At 68.5% G+C, this 17,773-nt stretch carries 12 protein-coding genes and 4 pseudogenes; 6 read left to right on the top strand and 10 right to left on the bottom strand.

Annotation, left to right across the window (positions count from 1 at the left end; genetic code table 11):
- Positions 1–2: 2 nt before the first annotated feature.
- Entirely contained in the window at positions 3–1,472 is a 1,470-nt protein-coding gene (locus ABZV42_RS23905) for an aldehyde dehydrogenase family protein (protein WP_356053524.1), read from the bottom strand.
- A gap of 219 nt (positions 1,473–1,691) precedes the next feature.
- On the opposite strand from ABZV42_RS23905, the gene purU reads away from it, so the two are divergent.
- From purU to ABZV42_RS23920, 3 genes and pseudogenes are all read left to right on the top strand, one after another.
- A complete protein-coding gene (gene purU / locus ABZV42_RS23910) occupies positions 1,692–2,564 on the top strand; it encodes a formyltetrahydrofolate deformylase (RefSeq protein WP_101407795.1) in 873 nt (290 codons plus the stop codon).
- Positions 2,565–2,886: 322 nt separating this feature from the next.
- A pseudogene (locus tag ABZV42_RS23915) lies at positions 2,887–3,822 on the top strand (IS5 family transposase).
- Positions 3,823–3,960: 138 nt separating this feature from the next.
- Entirely contained in the window at positions 3,961–5,325 is a 1,365-nt protein-coding gene (locus tag ABZV42_RS23920) for an ISNCY family transposase (protein WP_356053526.1), read from the top strand.
- An 87-nt stretch (positions 5,326–5,412) separates the two neighbouring features.
- Here ABZV42_RS23920 and ABZV42_RS23925 read toward each other — a convergent pair whose 3' ends face one another.
- Together ABZV42_RS23925 and betA are read right to left on the bottom strand one after the other, a co-directional pair.
- On the bottom strand, positions 5,413–6,249 hold the full coding sequence (locus ABZV42_RS23925; protein WP_355984664.1) for a 5,10-methylenetetrahydrofolate reductase: 837 nt from the start codon (positions 6,247–6,249) through the stop codon (positions 5,413–5,415).
- 3 nt (positions 6,250–6,252) lie between these two features.
- Positions 6,253–7,920 carry a choline dehydrogenase gene (gene betA, locus ABZV42_RS23930; protein WP_355984665.1) on the bottom strand — a complete coding sequence of 556 codons (1,668 nt, stop codon included), beginning with the start codon at positions 7,918–7,920 and terminating at the stop codon, positions 6,253–6,255.
- A gap of 151 nt (positions 7,921–8,071) precedes the next feature.
- Here betA and ABZV42_RS23935 point away from each other — a divergent pair, with 151 nt between their 5' ends.
- Positions 8,072–8,869 (top strand): IclR family transcriptional regulator, encoded by a 798-nt coding sequence (locus tag ABZV42_RS23935; protein ID WP_355984666.1) that lies wholly within the window; start codon positions 8,072–8,074, stop codon positions 8,867–8,869.
- A 63-nt stretch (positions 8,870–8,932) separates the two neighbouring features.
- Here the strand turns inward: ABZV42_RS23935 and ABZV42_RS23940 are convergent, their stop codons facing one another.
- From ABZV42_RS23940 to ABZV42_RS23950, 3 genes are all read right to left on the bottom strand, one after another.
- Positions 8,933–10,063 carry an aromatic ring-hydroxylating dioxygenase subunit alpha gene (locus ABZV42_RS23940; protein ID WP_356053528.1) on the bottom strand — a complete coding sequence of 377 codons (1,131 nt, stop codon included), beginning with the start codon at positions 10,061–10,063 and terminating at the stop codon, positions 8,933–8,935.
- 130 nt (positions 10,064–10,193) lie between these two features.
- Positions 10,194–11,357 (bottom strand): FAD-dependent oxidoreductase, encoded by a 1,164-nt coding sequence (locus ABZV42_RS23945; RefSeq protein WP_356053530.1) that lies wholly within the window; start codon positions 11,355–11,357, stop codon positions 10,194–10,196.
- A complete protein-coding gene (locus tag ABZV42_RS23950; protein WP_355984669.1) occupies positions 11,354–11,716 on the bottom strand; it encodes a bifunctional 3-phenylpropionate/cinnamic acid dioxygenase ferredoxin subunit in 363 nt (120 codons plus the stop codon). Before ABZV42_RS23950 ends, ABZV42_RS23945 begins: the two co-directional genes overlap by 4 nt.
- 187 nt (positions 11,717–11,903) lie before the next feature.
- On the opposite strand from ABZV42_RS23950, the gene ABZV42_RS23955 reads away from it, so the two are divergent.
- The gene (locus ABZV42_RS23955; RefSeq protein WP_356053580.1) at positions 11,904–13,259 is read left to right on the top strand and encodes an L-serine ammonia-lyase; all 1,356 of its coding nucleotides are present in this window, start codon (positions 11,904–11,906) and stop codon (positions 13,257–13,259) included.
- Positions 13,260–13,325: 66 nt separating this feature from the next.
- Here the strand turns inward: ABZV42_RS23955 and ABZV42_RS23960 are convergent.
- Positions 13,326–13,954 (bottom strand): annotated as a pseudogene (locus tag ABZV42_RS23960) (MBL fold metallo-hydrolase).
- Between the two features lie 8 nt (positions 13,955–13,962).
- On the bottom strand, positions 13,963–15,048 hold the full coding sequence (locus ABZV42_RS23965) for an S-(hydroxymethyl)mycothiol dehydrogenase (RefSeq protein ID WP_355984672.1): 1,086 nt from the start codon (positions 15,046–15,048) through the stop codon (positions 13,963–13,965).
- A gap of 651 nt (positions 15,049–15,699) precedes the next feature.
- Here ABZV42_RS23965 and ABZV42_RS23970 point away from each other — a divergent pair.
- Positions 15,700–15,852 (top strand): annotated as a pseudogene (locus tag ABZV42_RS23970) (transposase); the annotation flags it as partial.
- Between the two features lie 37 nt (positions 15,853–15,889).
- On the opposite strand, the pseudogene ABZV42_RS23975 reads toward ABZV42_RS23970, so the two are convergent.
- Together ABZV42_RS23975 and ABZV42_RS23980 are read right to left on the bottom strand one after the other, a co-directional pair.
- Positions 15,890–16,075 (bottom strand): annotated as a pseudogene (locus tag ABZV42_RS23975) (hypothetical protein); the annotation flags it as partial.
- Between the two features lie 729 nt (positions 16,076–16,804).
- On the bottom strand, positions 16,805–17,770 hold the full coding sequence (locus ABZV42_RS23980; protein ID WP_355984673.1) for a pirin family protein: 966 nt from the start codon (positions 17,768–17,770) through the stop codon (positions 16,805–16,807).
- Between the last annotated feature and the right edge of the window lie 3 nt (positions 17,771–17,773).

Here is a 17,773-nt window from a genome sequence, read left to right on the forward strand (position 1 = left end):
GTTCAGCCGCGGAACCAGTGCTGCGGCCGGGGTTGGATGTTCTGCCAGATGTGCTTGGGCTCTCGGTACTCGTCCAGGCCGGTCGGTCCCAGCTCCCGGCCCACGCCCGAGTGCCCGAAGCCACCCCATTCCGCTTGCGGCACGTAGGGGTGGTAGTCGTTGATCCACACCGTGCCGTGGCGCAGCCGCCGGGCGACCCGCTGGGCCTTTCCTGCGTCCTGCGTCCAGACGGCGCCGGCGAGTCCGTACTCGGTGTCGTTGGCGATGCGTACGGCGTCGTCCTCGCCGTGGAAGCGCTCCACGGTGAGCACGGGGCCGAAGGACTCCTCGTGCACGACACGCATGTCCTGCCGGCACTCGTCGAGCACGGTGGGCGGATAGTAGTGGCCGTTCGCCAGTGCGGGGTCGCCGGGGCGTTCGCCGCCGCAGCGCAGTACGGCGCCTTCGGCGAGCCCCGCCGCGACATACGCCTCGACCTTCTCCCGGTGATGCGCGGAGATCAGGGCCCCGGTCTCGGCCTCGGGGTCGAACGGTCCGCCGAGGCGGATCTGCCGGGCGCGGCGGACGACCTCGTCGACGAAGGCGTCGTGGAGGGAGTCCTCGACGATCAGACGGGCGCCTGCCGAACAGACCTGGCCCGAGTGCAGAAAGACGGCCGTGAGGGCGAAGTCCACGGCCGTCTCGAAATCGGCGTCGGCGAAGATGACGTTGGGGTTCTTGCCGCCGAGCTCCAGCGCCACCTTTTTCACCGTCGAGGCGGCGGTGGCCATGATGCGCTTGCCGGTCTCCAGGCCTCCCGTGAAGGAGACCATGTCGACGGCCGGTTCCTCGGAGAGCGGTGCGCCCACCTCGGGGCCCGTGCCCAGGACGAGATTGGCGGCGCCGGCCGGGAGCCCGGCCTCCTCAAGGGCCCGCATCAGCAGGATCGAGGTGGAGGGGGTGAGCTCGCTGGGCTTGAGGACGATCGTGTTGCCCGCGAGCAGGGCGGGCGCGACCTTCCACGACGCCTGGAGCAGCGGGTAGTTCCAGGGGGTGATGAGCCCGCACACGCCGACCGGTTCGTGGACGACGCGGCTGACGGCGTCGTCGCGGCCGGTGTCGATCACCCGGCCGGCATCGGTGCCCCCGATCCCGCCGTAGTAGCGGAAGCAGGAGACGACGTCGGCGATGTCGTACTCGCTCTCCACCAGCCGTTTGCCGGTGTCCAGCGATTCGGCGCGGGCGAATTCCTTGGCGTCGCGTTCGATGAGGTCGGCGGTGCGCAGCAGCAGCGCACCGCGCTCCCGCTCGGGGGTGTGCGGCCAGGGTCCTTCGTCGAAGGCCCGGCGGGCCGCGGCGATCGCGGCCTCAGTGTCGGGACGCGTCCCCTCGGACACGGTCGCCGCGAGCGTGCCGTCAGCGGGACAGCGGATTTCCCGGTGCCCTCCGGCCACCGCATCGCGCCATTCTCCATCCACATACAGGTCTGCCACGTGTGGAGCCCTTCGAGCGAATTCCGTTGCGCATCGTGCACCGTATTGCTTGTGGTGGAACACCCTGGCGAATGTGCGGACATACGTCAAGGGGTTGGCAGATGACGATTTCGCCATGCGGGCAGTTGCGCGGCCACTCTTGACCACAAGCCGCGCCAAGCCCAACCATGTTGCGTATCGCTCACCATGTTGTGCATTACGCACCGACGGAGGCTGTACATGTCCCCTCGACCGCATCCTGGCCGTGAGTACGTCCTCACTCTCTCGTGTCCGGACAGCGCCGGACTGGTCCACGCCGTGAGCGGCTTTCTCGTCAGGAACTCCGGCAACATCCTGGAGAGCCAGCAGTTCGATGATCGACTCCAGGGCCGTTTCTTCATGAGGGTCCACTTCGACGTTTCCGATCCAAACGCCGATTTGAAAAATCTGCGTTACCGATTCGGTCCGGTCGCCGAGGCCTACCGGATTTCCTGGACCCTCTGGGACGCCTCGACACCGACCCGGACGCTCATCATGGTGTCCAAGTTCGGACACTGCCTCAACGATCTGCTCTTCCGGCAGCGCACCGGAGCTCTCAACATCGAGATCCCCGCGATCGTCTCCAATCACCGGGACTTCGAGGGACTGGCGGAGACCTACGGCGTCCCCTTCCACCACATCCCGGTGACCAAGGACACCAAGGCCGACGCCGAGGCGCGCCTGCTGGAGCTCGTGCGCGAGCTGGACATCGACCTGGTGGTGCTGGCCCGCTACATGCAGGTCCTCTCCGACGACCTGTGCAAACAGTTGGAGGGCCGCGCCATCAACATCCACCACTCCTTCCTCCCCAGCTTCAAGGGCGCGCGCCCCTACCAGCAGGCGTACGCGCGCGGGGTGAAGCTTGTCGGCGCGACGGCGCACTATGTGACACCGGACCTGGACGAGGGACAGATCATCGATCAGGACGTGGTCCGGGTGGACCACTCCCTCGATCCGGACGAGCTGGTCACGGTCGGGCGGGATGTGGAGGCGCAGGTACTCGCACACGCGGTGAAGTGGCACAGCGAAAGCCGCGTCATGGTGGACGGCAACCGCACGGTTGTCTTCCGCTGAGCCGAGCACGAGCGATGGGCGGGGCCGGAATCCGGCCCCGCCCATCGCTGTATACGGCCTCTGACGCCGGCTCTTGGGGCGCAGGCCGACACAAACAGCCCGTCCGGCGTTTGAGGACGAGGCGTTGAGGCGACAGGGAGGTCTGGGGCGCAGCCCCAGCGAGGCCCGCTGCGCCCCGGGCGCCAGTGAGGCTCCCCCAGGGCGCCCCTAGGGCCTGTGTGGAGTTGTGATCTCGTGGGCCCCCGGCCCGGGTGGGTCGGGGGCCTTGGAGTAAAACGGTGGGGCGTCTCGACCTCAACTTTCGGATGCCGAGTGGGAGTTCATTTCCCCGTTCCTGCCGGTCGGTGAGTACGGGCCGTACCCGGAGAACCTGCGGGCGCACTTCGAGGGCGTCGTGTGGCGGTTGAGGAACGGTGCGAAATGGCGGGAGTTGCCCGAACGGTTCGGGCACTGGTCTACCGTTTACGGCCGGTTTCGGCAGTGGCGGGATGCTGGGGTGTTCACCGCGGTGTTCCAGGGTGCGATCGCCGAGGCGGCGAAGCGGGGCCTGGTGGACTTGTCGCTGGTCAGCGTGGACTCGACCACGGTCCGGGCCCATCATGATGCTGCCGGGATGATCGTGGAGCCCGAGATCCTGGACGCGTTGGAGAAGGCCGCCGCGGAAAAAGGGGCGCCAGCCAGGACCAAGACGGGCAACTGGACCCGGAGCGGGAAGAACGACGACGCGCGAGGCGTCGCCGCAGGGCCCGACTCGCCGCTGCTGACCTGGGACGGTCCCGCGGCGGACTGACCACCAAGACGCACCTGTCCTGTGTGCCGCAATGCCTGCCCCTCTCACTCAAGATCACTGCGGGGCAAGCCGGAGACAGTCCGCAGTTCATCCCCGTCCTGAACAAGATCCGCGTCCCCGGTCCGGTCGGCCGGCCCCGCACCCGGCCCGACGCAGTCGCGGGCGATAAGGCGTACTCGTCCCGCCAGAACCGTTCCCACCTGCGCAAACGTGGGATCAAAGCGGTCATCCCCGAGAAGAAGGATCAGGCCGCCCACCGCAAGAACCGCGGCTCACGCGGCGGACGGCCCGTCACCTGGGACAAGCAGCTGTACAAGCTCCGCAACAGCGTCGAACGCACCATCAACAAGATCAAGGACTGGCGCGGTCTCGCTGTCCGCTACGACAAAAAGGCCTGAAAGCTACCAGGCCGGACTCGAATTATGCGCCGGCCTCCTCTGGATCCGACACCTCGGATCACAGCCTTGATCACAACTCCACACAGACCCTAGCTACTTGCCCCTGAAGAAGTCAGGGCTTGCGCTGGGGTGACTTGCGCGGAGTGCTGGTGCGGGTCGCCTGCGGCCGTCACAGTGGGAGTGGGTCTGGCGGCCGGGGGTGGTGTCGATGTTGCGTGTGTCCGGGCCACGGGACACGTGGTGGGAGGTCCTGCCGGAGCAAGCGCGGCAGCTGCCTGCCGAGCTGGCCGAGATCGACGCGTACTTGGACGACGAGCGGTTCATCGCCCCGTGGCGGGCGGTGTTTGCCGAACGCCTGGGGCGGCCGTCGGTCCCGGTCGAGACGCTGCTGCGGCTGCTGTATCTCAAGCACCGCTACCAGCTCGGCTACGAGTCGCTGTGCCGTGAGGTGGCGGACTCGCTGAGCTGGCGGCGGTTCTGCCGGATCCCGCTGATCTCCCCGGTGCCGCACCCGACCACGCTGGTCAAGCTCGTGCGCCGCAGCGGCCCCCAGATGATCGAGCAGCTCAACGCCGCGCTGCTGGGCAAGCTGGTGGAGGACAAGCTGCTGCGGTGCCGCAAACTGCGTATCGACACCACAGTGATCGAAGCGGATATCGACCACCCCACGGACGCCGACCTGCTGGAACACGGCGTCCGCAAGCTGGGCCGGCTGGTGCACCGGATCAAGGCCGCCGGGGCCGCCGGGCGCGCTCCCTTCCGGGATCGCAGCCGGTCGGCAGGCCGCCGCCTGAAGCAGATCTCCCGCACTCTGCGGCGGCGCACCGGTCAGGCGCTGGGCGAGATCGACCGGCTCACCGGCGAGGTCGCCGCCATCGCCCGTGCGACGCTGCGGGACGTGGCCGCCGTGGAGCGCAACGCACGGCGTGCACTGCGCGGGCGGCCTTCGGGACGACTGGCGCATCTGGTCGGTGAGCTGGCCGGGACGGTGGCGGGCACCCGACGCCTGCTGGAACAGACCGCGTTACGGCTGACGGGGATCCGCACGATCCCCGACCGGCTGGTGTCGCTGGCCGACCCGGACGCCCGGCCGATCCGCAAGGGCAAGCCCCAGCATCCCACCCAGTTCGGCTACACCGCGCTGGTGGCCGAGGACGAACACGGATTCGTCGCCGACCACCAAGTCCACCGCGGGAACCCGGCCGATGCCCCGCAACTGGTGCCTGCGGTCGAGCGGGTGACCACGCTGACCGGCTGGGTGCCGGCAACCGTGGTCGCCGACCGCGGCTTCGGCACCGCGGCCAACGACCGGGCACTCGCCGAGCTCGGAGTTGGGCGGATCGGTCTCCAACGCAACGGCACCCCGGGCAAGGCCCGCCGGGAGTACGAACGCAGCCGCCCGTTCCGACGGATGCGCAACTGGAGAGTCGGCATCGAGGCCCGTATCAGCCACCTCAAGCGCAGCTTCGGATTCCGCCGCACCCGCCTCCGCCGCCTGGCCGACGCCCAGACCTGGGCCGGACTCGGGATCTTCGCCTACAACCTCCACCGGATGACCGTCCTTAGCCGGTAGCGGAGGCCACCGGCAGATTGACGAGATGCCGCCGCTTCTCCACATCAGCCCTGCTACCAGGCCGAACGCTTTTTCAGGGGCAAGTAGCTACCCTCCCAACCGGTCAAGCACAGCGCAGCGCCACCGCTCGGTCTCGGCGATCTGGTTGAAGGTGAAGAGGTGCAGGCCGGCGACCCCCGCCGAGGGAGAAGAGAGCGCGCCCGCGGAACGGGCGAGCAGCCGCTCGGGCGAGTAACCGCCGGGTGTCGCGAAGCGCAGGAACCACGAGGCGTGCTTGGTCAGAAAGCGCGTCGACTCCCCCACCCCGATCTTCGCCGCCATGGACAGCAGCTTCGCCCGCTGCACCGGCCCCGCGACGCCCACGTGGACGGGCAGGGTGATATCGCGGCGGCGTATCCGGCCGACCCAGTCACCCAGCACGCGCGGGTCGAAGCAGAGGTTGCTCACGATGTACGTGGCGTACGCGCGCTTGTCCCACATCGCCTGGATGGTGAGGTCGTCGTGGATGAGCGGGTGGCTCTCGGGGTAACCGGTGATGCCGACATGAGCGAAGGGGCTGCCCAGCTCGCTCAGCCTGCGCAGCGCCGGTAGTGCCCCGTCGTAGGCCCCCGCCGGCGGATCGGCGTCGCCGGCCGGGACGAAGACGTCGTCGATGCCCGCCTCCCGGAGCCGGTCGACGACATCCTTCAGATGCGCGTCGTCCCGCAGCAGCCGCGCGGGCACGTGCGGGACGACGCGACAGCCGTGCGCCGTGAGCCGGGTGGCGAGGTCGAGCGTCGGTTCCAGGCCCTTGACCGGCGACGCCGTCACGGTGACGACGACGTCGCGCGGGACATGGGCGAGGACCTTGTCCTCGGTCGCCTTCGCGGGCAGCACCTCGTAGCGGACGCTATGCAGCAGCGCCCGGAAGTGTTCGACGTCCAAGGTCTAACCGGCCTGCTTCTGGGCGTCGCGGTACCGGTAGTACGCGGCCTTGGAAGGGGCCAATGGGTCCTTGTCCAGGATGAGGTCGGCCGCCTTCTCCGCGATCATCATCACCGGCGCGTAGATGTTGCCGTTGGTGACATAGGGCATCACCGACGCGTCGACGACGCGCAGTCCCTCCACACCGTGCACGCGCATGCTGGTGGGGTCGACGACGGACATCTCGTCGGTGCCCATCTTGCAGGTGCACGAGGGGTGCAGGGCGGTCTCACCCTCCGTCGCGACCCAGGCGAGGATCTCCTCGTCGCTCTCCACTGACGGGCCGGGGGAGATCTCCCCGTCGTTGTACGGGGCCAGCGCGGGCTGGTTGAGGAGCTTGCGGGCAACGCGGATCGACTCGACCCACTCGCGGCGGTCCTGTTCCGTGGACAGGTAGTTGAAGCGCAGCGCCGGGTGCTCGTTCGGGTCCTTGCTCTTGATCTTCACCGAGCCGATGGCGTCGGAGTACATGGGACCGACGTGCACCTGGTAGCCGTGCCCGCCGGCGGGCGAGGAGCCGTCGTAGCGGACCGCGATCGGCAGGAAGTGGAACATCAGGTTGGGGTAGTCCACGTCCTCGTTGCTGCGGGCAAAGCCGCCGGCCTCGAAGTGGTTGGTCGAGGCGGGGCCCTTGCGGAAGAGCCATTGCAGGCCGATGAAGGGGGCGCGCCACTTCGCCATGTACGGCTGCATGGAGACGGGCTGCTTGCAGGCGTACTGGATGTACACCTCCAGGTGGTCCTGCATGTTCTCGCCGACGCCCGGGAGGTCGTGGACGACGTCGATGCCGATCGCGCTCAGTTCCTCGGCGTTGCCGACGCCGGAGAGCTGCAGCAGCTGAGGGGAGTTGATCGCGCCGCCGCAGAGGATGACCTCGCGGGCTCGCACCTGCTGGACCTTTCCGCGCCGCCGGTACTCGACACCGACAGCACGCTTGCCCTCGAAGAGGACGCGGGTGACCAGGGCGCGGGTGGTGACGGTGAGGTTGGGCCGCTTCTTCGCGAGCTTGAGGTACGCCTTCGAGGCCGACAGACGGCGTCCCCTGTGGACGTTGCGGTCGAAGGGGGCGAAACCCTCCTGCTGATAGCCGTTGACATCGTCGGTGCGGGGGTAACCCGCCTCCTGGACGGCCTTGAGGAAGGCGGTGAACAGCGGGTTGGAGGCGGGGCCGCGTTCGAGGACGAGGGGGCCGTCGTGGCCGCGGAACTCGTCGTCGGGGTCGGCCGCGAGACAGTTCTCCATCCGCTTGAAGTACGGCAGACAGTGCGCGTAGTCCCAGGACTCCATGCCGGCATCGGCGGCCCAGCGCTCGTAGTCCATGGGGTTGCCACGCTGAAAGATCATGCCGTTGATGCTGCTGGAACCGCCCAGCACCTTGCCGCGCGCGTGGTAGATGCGCCGGTCGCCCATGTGAGGCTCGGGTTCGGACTCGTACTTCCAGTCGTAGAACCGGCTGCCGATCGGATAGGTCAGCGCCGCGGGCATGTGGATGAAGACATCCCACGGGTAGTCGGGCCGGCCGGCCTCCAGGACAAGCACCTGGTTGCCCGGGTCGGCGGAGAGTCGGTTCGCCAGTGCGCTGCCGGCGGATCCACCGCCGACGATGACGAAGTCGTATTGCAGGGGAGCCATGGTGCCTCGTCTCGCTCGCGCCGTAGATACGCGTGGCATGCTAGTACGGGTATCGCTATACGCACTAGGTTGCGAGCAACGCAACTTGCATGGTCTGCGTTTCAATGCTGTTGCTTGCCATGCTGTTGTTTACTGCGCGTATAGTTTCGCTATGAGCAACTACAGTCCAGATACCGAAACGACAGGTTCGCAGTCCGGCGGGGTACAGTCCGTCGACCGCGCCATCAGCGTGCTGGAAATCCTGGCCCAGCGCGGCGAGGCCGGCGTCAGCGAGGTGGCCGCCGAGATCGATGTTCACAAGTCGACCGCGTTCCGACTGCTCGGCGCCCTGGAGGCGCGCGGTCTGGTGGAGCAGGCGGGCGAGCGCGGCAAATACCGCCTCGGCTTCGGCATCGTACGCCTGGCCGGCGGGGTCACGGGACGCATCGACATCACCCAGCAGGGCCGCCCGGTCTGCGAGCGCCTCGCCGAGGAGATCGGCGAGACCGTCAACATCGCCGTGATGCAGGAGCACTACGCGATCAACCTGTACCAGGTGCGCGGCCCGGGGGCCGTCACCGCGCACAACTGGATCGGCCAGCTGACCCCGTTGCACGCCACGTCCAGCGGCAAGATCCTGCTGGCCCACATGCCCGCCAAGCAGCGCGCCGCGCTACTGTCCGAGGCCGGCCTGAAGAAGGTGACCCCGCACACCCTGACCTCGAAGACGAAGCTCGAGAAGAATCTCGCCGAGGCTCGGGAGCGTGGCTACGCCTGGACCCTGGAGGAGCTGGAGATCGGGCTCCACGCCATGGCCGCACCGGTCCGTGACCGGGACGGAGAGGTCATCGCGGCACTCAGCGCCTCCGGCCCCGCATACCGGTTCACCGAGGAGCGCATGCACGAGCTCGCTCCGGTGCTGGTCAAGGGCGCGGAGGAGATCAGCCATCGGATGGGCTACCTGGGCTGAACGCCCGGGCGCCGCCACCGACGGCACCTTCAGCCGCCGCCGTAGACCCGCCGAGAACCGCTGCTACTGCGACTGCCCTGCCCCGAGACGCTCCTGGACCCAGTCGTGGAACTCGCCGATGTGGTGCTCGCTGGGCACCAGTACGCCGCCCTTGGCGTACAGCCGGGAGCTCATCGCGGGCTGACAGCGCTCGCACGCGTCGAAGTCCTGCCGGTTGACGCGGTCGAAGAGCTCCACCGACCGGCTGACATCCTTGCTGCTTTCGACGACGTGCTTGAGGTAGAGCCAGTCGCACTCGACGATCGTGCGGTCCGCGGCGACCGGGTACATCCGGTGGAAGATCACATGGTCGGGGACGAGGTTGATGAACACCTGCGGCCTGACGGTGATCGCGTAGTAGCGGCGGTCCTGCGCCTCGGAGACCCCCGGAATGCGGTCCAGTCCCTCGGAGCCGTCAATGGTGAAGCCCTTGACCTGGGCGCCGAACTCCGCGCCGTGACCCACGTAGTACTGAGCGGCGTACCCGTCGGCGAACTCCGGGAGTACCTCGGTGAGTTCGGGGTGGATCGTGGCGCAGTGGTAGCACTCCATGAAGTTCTCGACGATCAGCTTCCAGTTCGCCTTGACGTCATAGACGATCCGCTTGCCGACCTCGAGGTTCTCCATGTCGTAGTGCTCGATCGACTCGGTGTCGCCGAGGCGTGCGACGACGTCCTGCACGACGTCCTCGAAGGGAGGCGGGTTCTCCGCGAGGCACACCCACACATAGCCGAGCCATTCATGGGTCGCCGCGCTCGCCAGGCCGTACTCCGTGCGGCTGACGTCGGGCATCTTGGTGAGGTTGGGCGCGGCGACGAGTTTGCCCGTCAGGTCGTACGTCCAGGCGTGGTAGGGGCACTGGAAGGCGCGCTTGACCTCGCCGGCCTCCTCGGTGCAGAGCTTGGCTCCACGGTGGCGGCAGACGTTGAAGAAGGCGCGTATGGAGTTGTCCCGTGCGCGCGTGAGCAGGATGCTCTCGCGGCCCACCTCGACGGTCCGGAAGGCGCCGGGTTTGGCCAGATCCGAGGAGCGTAGGGCGCAGATCCACATCGTTTCGAAGATGCGCTCCTGCTCCTGGGCGAAGGTCCCCGGATCCGTGTAGGAGGAGCCGGGCAGGGTGGCGATCAGGCTGTCCGGCAGGCTGGTCGAGGTCACAGTGCACTCCTCGGAGAACGTCGTGGATCGGTCATTCACGCGCCGGGAAGAGCGACTCCGGACGGCGTTTTGTATGGAGCAACGCTGCGTGCTATACGCAACAGGAGCATGAAATGCCGCATCGATGATGTCAAGATGTCGCGGCGGTGAGCTGCTTGCGCCAACGCATGAAAAGCCGCGGCTGGTTCATCGCGAGCACGGCGACCGGATGCCCGGCACGACGGTAGACGGCCAGAAAGCTGCGGTCGCCCGGGACGCCTTCCTCGACCGTCACACTGTCGGCACCGGCTGAATGACCGGCGAACTGGATCTTCACGCCGTACTGGTCCGACCAGAAGTACGGCGGCCGGGGCACACCCGGCTCCGCCGCACCCCACGACAACAGCGTGGCCACGGCCACGTCGGGCCGCTCGCGCGCACCGGTCCAGTGCTCGACACGGCGGTGGATCCCCGCGTGGGGGTCGTACCAGGAGGCGCAGTCACCGACGGCGACCACACCGGCGAGGCTGGTGCGGCCGTCCGCGCCGCACTTGACGCCGTTGTCGAGCGCGACGCCGGATCCTTCCAGCCACTCGACGCACGGACGCGCGCCGACACCGACGACGACGGTGTCGGCGGGGATACTGCGGCCGTCCTCGAGCAGGACGGCGTCGACCCGGCTCTCCCCTCTCAGCCCCTTGACCCCCACGCCGCACAACAGCCGTACGCCGTGGTCCGCATGGAGGGCGGAGACGATGCCGCCCATGGTCTCGCCGAGCGGTCCGGCGAGCGGCGTCGGCGCCGCCTCGACCACCGTCACGTCGAGTCCGAGAGCGGAGGCGGTGGAGGCGACCTCGGCACCGATGAACCCGCCGCCGATCACGACCAGCCGCCCGCCCAGGGCCAGTTCGTCCCGCAGGGCGCGGGCGTCGTCCAGGGTGCGCAATGTGTGCACCCCGGCCAGGCCGTCGGTGCCGGGCAGCGTCCGCGCGGCCGCGCCGGTCGCGATGACGAAGCCGTCGGCCCGGACCTCGCGGCCGTCGGCGAGCCGCACGGCGCGATCCGCGCTGTCGAGTCCGGCGGCGCGGGCGCCGAGCAGCCACTCGGCCTGCAGGTCCTCGTCGTCCGACTCCAGCGCGAGATCGGCTTCGCCGATGTCACCGGCCAGGAACTCCTTGGACAGCGGCGGCCTGTCGTACGGGCGGTGCGGTTCGTCGCCGATGACGACCAGCCGCCCGTCGTACCCCCGTCTCCGCAACGAGCGCGCCGCCGACAGACCGGCCAGCGAGGCACCCACCACGGCCACTGTCCTCACGCGGGACCTCCGGCGAGCCGGGACGCAACACAGGGCGGCAGGTTGGGTGCCTCCGTGGACGGCCGGACGTAGATCGTGCCGTCCTCGATGAGGACCTCATGGGTGCGGACCGGACGCTTGGCCGGCGGGGCGTCGACGGCTCCGGTCCGGAGGTCGAACTTCGAAGCATGCAGCGGGCATTCCACCTCGCAGCCCTCCAGCCAGCCGTCGGCGAGCGACGCGTCCTGGTGGGTGCAGGTGTCATCGATGGCGAAGACCTCGCCGTCATCGGTGTGGAACACCGAAACCGGCGGATCGATGTCTAGCCGGTAGGCCTCGCCTCGCGGCAGATCCACGAGAAGGCACGCGGGAATCATCATGACACCTCGGTGCGTATAGCGAAACGGATTGCGGTAAGCGCAACGTCAGTTTGAGGGCGGCCCCAAACCCTTGTCAAGGCATCCAGAGGACAGGCCGACCCCTTGTTCAATGTTGCTTTTTACGCAACGCTTTGCGCCATAGGCAACCCACCGCAGAAGGAACCGGCGGGCGCTCAGCGTCTTCGACCTGTTCAAGGTGGGCATCGGACCGTCGAGTTCCCACACCGTCGGGCCCATGAAGGCCGCCAGCCTCTTCGCCACCGAGCTACACGAAGACGACCTGCTCCCCCACACCGCCTCGGTCCGGGCAGAACTCTTCGGATCGCTCGGCGCCACCGGTCACGGCCACGGCAGCGGCACGGCCGTACTCCTCGGCCTCGAAGGCGAGGATCCGGAAACCGTCGACACCGACACCGTGGACAAAAGGGTGCACCGGATCCACGAGGCCGGCCGGTTGCGGCTGCTGGGCCGCCGGGAGGTGGAGTTCCGCGAGCGCGAGCACCTGGTACTGCACCGTCGCCGCACGCTGCCGTTCCACCCCAACGGCATGGTGTTCACGGCCCGGGACCACGATGACCGCGAGGTGAGGGCGCGCACGTACTACTCGGTGGGCGGGGGCTTCGTGGTGGACGGGAGCGCGACGGGTGCCGACCGCATCATGCCCGACGACACCCCGGTACCGCTCCGCTTCGGCTCGGCATCCGAACTGCTGCTGCGCGCCTACGAGACCAGCCTGCCGATCAGCAGGGTGATGCTCACCAACGAGCTGTCCCGGCGGAGCGAGAGCGACGTGCGCGCCGGCCTGCTGCGGATCTGGAGGGTGATGCAGGAGTGCGTGGAGCGCGGCTGTTCACGGACCGAGACCACCCTGCCCGGGCGGCTGCAGGTGCCCCGCCGTGCCCCGCAGCTGCTGCGCAGCCTCGCCGAGGACTCCGAGGATGTGGATCCGCTGCACATCATGGACTGGGTCAACCTCTTCGCGCTGGCCGTCAACGAGGAGAACGCCTCGGGCGGTCGCGTGGTCACCGCGCCCACCAACGGTGCGGCCGGGATCGTGCCCGCGGTACTGCACTACTACACGCGCTTCGTTCCCGGGGCCGACGAGGACGGAGTCGTCCGCTTTCTGCTCGCCGCTGGCGCGGTCGGGGCGCTGTTCAAGGAGAACGCGTCGATCTCCGGGGCCGAGGTGGGCTGCCAGGGCGAGGTCGGATCCGCCTGCTCCATGGCCGCCGCCGGTCTCGCCGAGGCGCTCGGCGGCACGCCGGAGCAGGTCGAGAACGCCGCGGAGATCGGCATGGAGCACAATCTCGGGCTGACCTGCGACCCGGTCGGAGGCCTGGTCCAGATCCCCTGCATCGAGCGGAACGCCCTCGCATCCGTCAAGGCGATCAATGCGGCACGAATGGCGCTGCGCGGCGACGGCACCCATGTGGTCTCACTCGACAAGGTCATCAACACGATGCGCGAGACCGGTGCCGACATGAAGGCCAAGGACAAGGAGACCTCTCGCGGAGGACTCGCGGTCAACGTCATCGAGTGCTGAGACGTCAACAAGTGCTGAGCGTCTTCGAATGTCGAGACGAGGCCGCCGCCGCGCGGTCGGCAGCGGTCAGAATCCGCGGTCGATCCATTCCTGAAGACGCGGGGCCTCGGCGGCGATGGTGGTCGTCTCCCCGTGCCCGGTGTGCACGACCGTGTCGCCCGGCAGGGTCAGCAGCCGGTCCCGGATCGATTCGACGATCGTGCCGAAATGGCTGTACGACCTTCCCGTCGCCCCCGGTCCGCCCGCGAAGAGCGTGTCACCGCTGAAGAGTGCCTGCAGGCCCGGCGCGTACAGGCACACCGCGCCGGGGGCGTGGCCGGGAGTGTGCAGCACGGTCAGCTCGACACCCGCCACCGTGACGACCTGCCCGTCGGCCAGTTCGCCGTCGGGTGACCGCTCCGGGTGGGTCTGCTTCCACAGCGGCAGGTCGTCGCTGTGGAGCAGGATCGGAGCTCCGGTACGGTCGGCGAGTTCGGGGGCTGCGTCGATGTGGTCGTTGTGGGCGTGAGTGCACACGATGGCCCGCAGCGTGCGTCCGCCGAGGGCTTCGGCAATCACCTCGGCGTCGTGCGCGGCGTCGATGACGACGGCCTCGGTGTCGTCACCGATGATCCAGACATTGTTGTCTCCCAGGTGCCACCGTCCAGGGAGAACGTCCCCGAGGTGACGAGGCGTTCGATGCGCGCACCCGCCATGCCGGCCATCAGAAGACCACCACCGAGCGCAGTACGTCGCCGCCGTGCATCCGCTCGAAGGCCTTCTCGACGTCGTCCAGTGCGATGGTCTCCGTGACGAAGGCGTCCAGATCCAGTCGGCCCTGCAGGTAGAGATCGATGAGCATCGGGAAGTCACGGGAGGGCAGGCAGTCGCCGTACCAGGAGGACTTCAGCGCGCCGCCCCGGCCGAAGACGTCCAGCAGCGGCAGTTCGAGCTTCATCTCCGGGGTCGGTACGCCGACGAGGACAACAGTGCCGGCCAGGTCGCGGGCGTAGAAGGCCTGCTTGTACGTCTCCGGGCGGCCGACCGCCTCGATGACGACGTCCGCGCCGAAGCCGCCGGTCAGCTCGCGGATGGCCTCCACCGGATCGCCCTGCTTGGAGTTGACGGTGTGGGTCGCGCCGATCTTCTTCGCAGTCTCGAGTTTCCGGTCATCGATATCGACCGCGATGACGGTGGCCGCCCCGGCGAGCCGGGCACCGGCGATCGCCGCGTCCCCCACACCACCGCAGCCGATGACCGCCACGCTGTCACCGCGTCCGACGTTGCCGGTGTTGATGGCCGCGCCGATGCCCGCCATCACTCCGCAGCCCAGCAGTCCGGCGGCGGCCGCCGATGCCGCCCGGTCGACCTTGGTGCACTGCCCCACCGCCACCAGCGTCTTCTCCGCGAACGCGCCGATACCCAGGGCCGGGGACAGCTCGGTGCCGTCGGTCAAGGTCATCTTCTGCTTCGCGTTGTGGGTGTTGAAGCAGTACTGCGGCCGTCCACGCAGACAGGCCCGGCACTGCCCGCACACGGCACGCCAGTTGAGGATGACGAAGTCACCCGGAGCGACGTCGGTGACGCCCTCTCCCACCGACTCCACGACACCCGCGGCCTCGTGGCCCAGCAGGAACGGGAAGTCGTCGCTGATGCCACCCTCGCGATAGTGCAGATCGGTGTGACAGACCCCGCAGGCCTCGATCTTCACCAGCGCCTCGCCCGGGCCGGGGTCGGGCACGATGATCGTTTCCAGGCTGACGGGGGCGCCCTTCCCCCGCGCGACGACAGCACGGACCCGGTGAGTCATGGCCACTCCTCAGCTGGTACGAGACCCGATTCAAATGTTGCTTATTACGGCACGTATCTCACTTGCCGCAACACAGCATTATGGAGGGCCGGGCAGGGGTCAAGGATCCGAACACACAGAACGCCGACCGGACAGGGGTGCCCCTGCCCCTCATCGGCACCGGTGCGCCCCGCATGATCGCGACCTGCCCGCGCGGCCGGAGCTCACGTCCAGGTGGCGGATCACGCCCATGCCGGGTCGCCGGTCGGGACACGGCGGATCTCCTCGCCCTCCGGCGGCGTGCCCCCAGCGACCGCCATACGGCCAAGTGCCGCAACAGAACCCTTCGAAGCAGCCACAGTGAAGGCCGATTCGGCGCCAGCGGTTCCGCCCCGGCCGATGACGCCGATCAAGTCGGCCAGGGCCTGTCCGGCGGATCAGGTCGGAGGAAAGCTGCGGCGCCTCATAGACCCAGGGGAGCGGGTTCTGGTGCGTGCAGCCGCAAGGCGGAGGAGGGAGCCGACGCCATGGGGGGGTCCCCCGCGCGAGGTTGTGTCGAGCGTGGGGGAGTCGGCGAGTGACGACAACGCCGCTGAGGGCACCCCCTGCTCGAAGAGCTTGAGGGAGAGCGTGCCAGACCCCGCGTCTGCGACCCGATCCGCCACACAGGTCCTGGTGGCGCCTGGTCAGTTCGAGCCGTTTTCGCGGGCGGATCAGCGTCAGGGGGGAAGGGTCTGCCTGCGCGGCCTGCTGCTGGACGGGCGGCGCAAGTCGGTGGAACCGATGGCCGCGCGGCTGGGAGAGGACGGCAACCGGCAGGCCCTGGCCCACTTCTGACGCGGTCCAGAACGCTCCCCGGATCAGTGGGTACCGCGTCGGCGGCCCATGCAACGTGCCGATCCGGGCGCACGAGGAGCATCCCGCTGCGCAGGCGGCCCTGAAGGTCGGCCCGACTCAGGTCGACGACGGTCAATGGTTCGACATGGTCGCCGACCAAATCCGCAGCAAAGACGGCCCCCTCGTGTCCGGCCTGTTCATCTCGCTGCACTCCGATCCCGAACCAGCTAATCAGCTAAGGCCGTTGATGACGGCCGAGGCACCGCACGCCGGGACCGTCTGCCTCATCTCCGGCTGGAGACCATCCTGCCTCCTCTCTCAATCCAAGATCCGGACCAGTCGCGGGCCAAAGCACCGCGCAGAACCTCTGGCGTACGCCATCTGCGCAGGTCAGCAGGCAGCACACCCGTGTACCACCAGCAGACGAAGAATCTGCTGACTGCCACTCACCCGTTCTGAAGCAGAGCCCGACTTGCCGACAAGCCGCTTCCGGGACCCGTCGCTACAACTGCACTCTCCCCATGGCGGTCCGCCCAAGGGGTGAGTAGGGCAGCAGCAGCACGCCGGGGCATTGGCGGATTCCCACAAAGCCCCCTCGTCACGGACCTCTCCTCAGCATCGCTGCCCAGGCACGTGGTCGTGCCTTGCCCCAGCGCAAGGCACCAAGGTCAGCATCGGCCTGGCCAACACGCGAGCGCCAGCTCCGGGGCGGGTGCTCCAACAGCTGTGACAGCAACGCAATAGTGCTGACGTTCCGTCAGGAAAGCCAGCACTGGGGCAGTATTAGGCTGACTAAATCCGTCTGCAGATGTCCAGACATGAGAGCGCGGCTTTGTCCGTCGATGCGTTCCCGAGGAGCGATCGCCCCTCGGGAACACCGGGTGCCGAGCGGGGACAACCGCGTCCCGCGAGAGGCGTGCACTAGAGCTGGAACCCCAGGTCAGCGCACCCTCCCGCGCGGTTTCAGCGGGACAGGCGGGAGTTCGGGAGCGGTCAGTGGTGCCCCGTCGTACCCCACCACCTCACCGAATCGGGAGCCCTTCATCCAGTCCGAACGGGCCTGGGCGATGTCCTCATTGGACCGCCCGATGAAGTTCCACCACATGATCAGCTCCTCCTCGAACGGCTCACCGCCCAGCAGCATGAGACCCGCGTCGGTCGTGGCGCGCAGCGGGAGTTCGGTGCGGCCGCAGCCGAGGTAGAGCATGGAGCCGGGGAGCACGGGTACGCCGTCGATCTCTGCCTCTCCGGACATGGCGAGCACGGCGTACTCGAAGTCGGGCTCCAGCGGCAGGCGAACGTCCGCGCCGCCCGTCAGGGCCAGATCGGCGCCGACGATCGGTGTGTACGTCGTGCCGGGCGAGGCCGCGCCGTCGAGCGTGCCCAGCAGGAGCGTGGCCCGCAGGCCGGGGGCGGTGACGACGGGCAGTTCGGCGTGGTGTTCGAAGTGCGGCTCGGTGTGCCGGTGGTTGTCCGGCAGCGCGACCCAGAGCTGCGCGCCGTGCAGCAGGCGGGAGTGCGCGCGCGGGCTCTCCTCGGAGTGACTGATGGCGCGGCCCGAGGTCATGAGGCCGAGTTCGCGCGGGCGGATCGTCTGGAGGCTGCCCGTGGAGTCGCGGTGCAGCACCTCGCCCTCGTGCAGCCAGCTGACGGTCTGGAGGCCCATGTGGGGGTGCGGCGGGACCTGCATGCCGGGCTCGCCGGCGATGTCGTCGGGCCCGTAGTGATCGACGAAGCACCAGGCGCCGACCATGCGCCGGCCCAGGTTGGGCAGCAGACGGCGGACCTCGGTCGCCTCGCCGAGCTTGACCCGGCGGGGGCTGAGGAGTTCGCGCACCGGCTCGGCCACCACGAACCCGCGGCCACCGCAGAGGGCGGGAACCGCCTCCCGATCAAGATTGCTCATGCC

It is taken from the genome of Streptomyces sp. NPDC005281 (assembly GCF_040607495.1).
Lineage (GTDB): Bacteria > Actinomycetota > Actinomycetes > Streptomycetales > Streptomycetaceae > Streptomyces.

Bases quoted from the DNA above. Each gene is read 5' to 3' on its own strand.
- purU (WP_101407795.1), top strand. From the start codon at position 1,692: ATGTCCCCTCGACCGCATCCTGGCCGTGAGTACGTCCTCACTCTCTCG.
- ABZV42_RS23920 (WP_356053526.1), top strand. From the start codon at position 3,961: ATGTTGCGTGTGTCCGGGCCACGGGACACGTGGTGGGAGGTCCTGCCG.
- betA (WP_355984665.1), bottom strand. From the start codon at position 7,920: ATGGCTCCCCTGCAATACGACTTCGTCATCGTCGGCGGTGGATCCGCC.
- ABZV42_RS23935 (WP_355984666.1), top strand. From the start codon at position 8,072: ATGAGCAACTACAGTCCAGATACCGAAACGACAGGTTCGCAGTCCGGC.
- ABZV42_RS23950 (WP_355984669.1), bottom strand. From the start codon at position 11,716: ATGATGATTCCCGCGTGCCTTCTCGTGGATCTGCCGCGAGGCGAGGCC.
- ABZV42_RS23965 (WP_355984672.1), bottom strand. From the start codon at position 15,048: ATGACTCACCGGGTCCGTGCTGTCGTCGCGCGGGGGAAGGGCGCCCCC.
- ABZV42_RS23980 (WP_355984673.1), bottom strand. From the start codon at position 17,770: ATGAGCAATCTTGATCGGGAGGCGGTTCCCGCCCTCTGCGGTGGCCGC.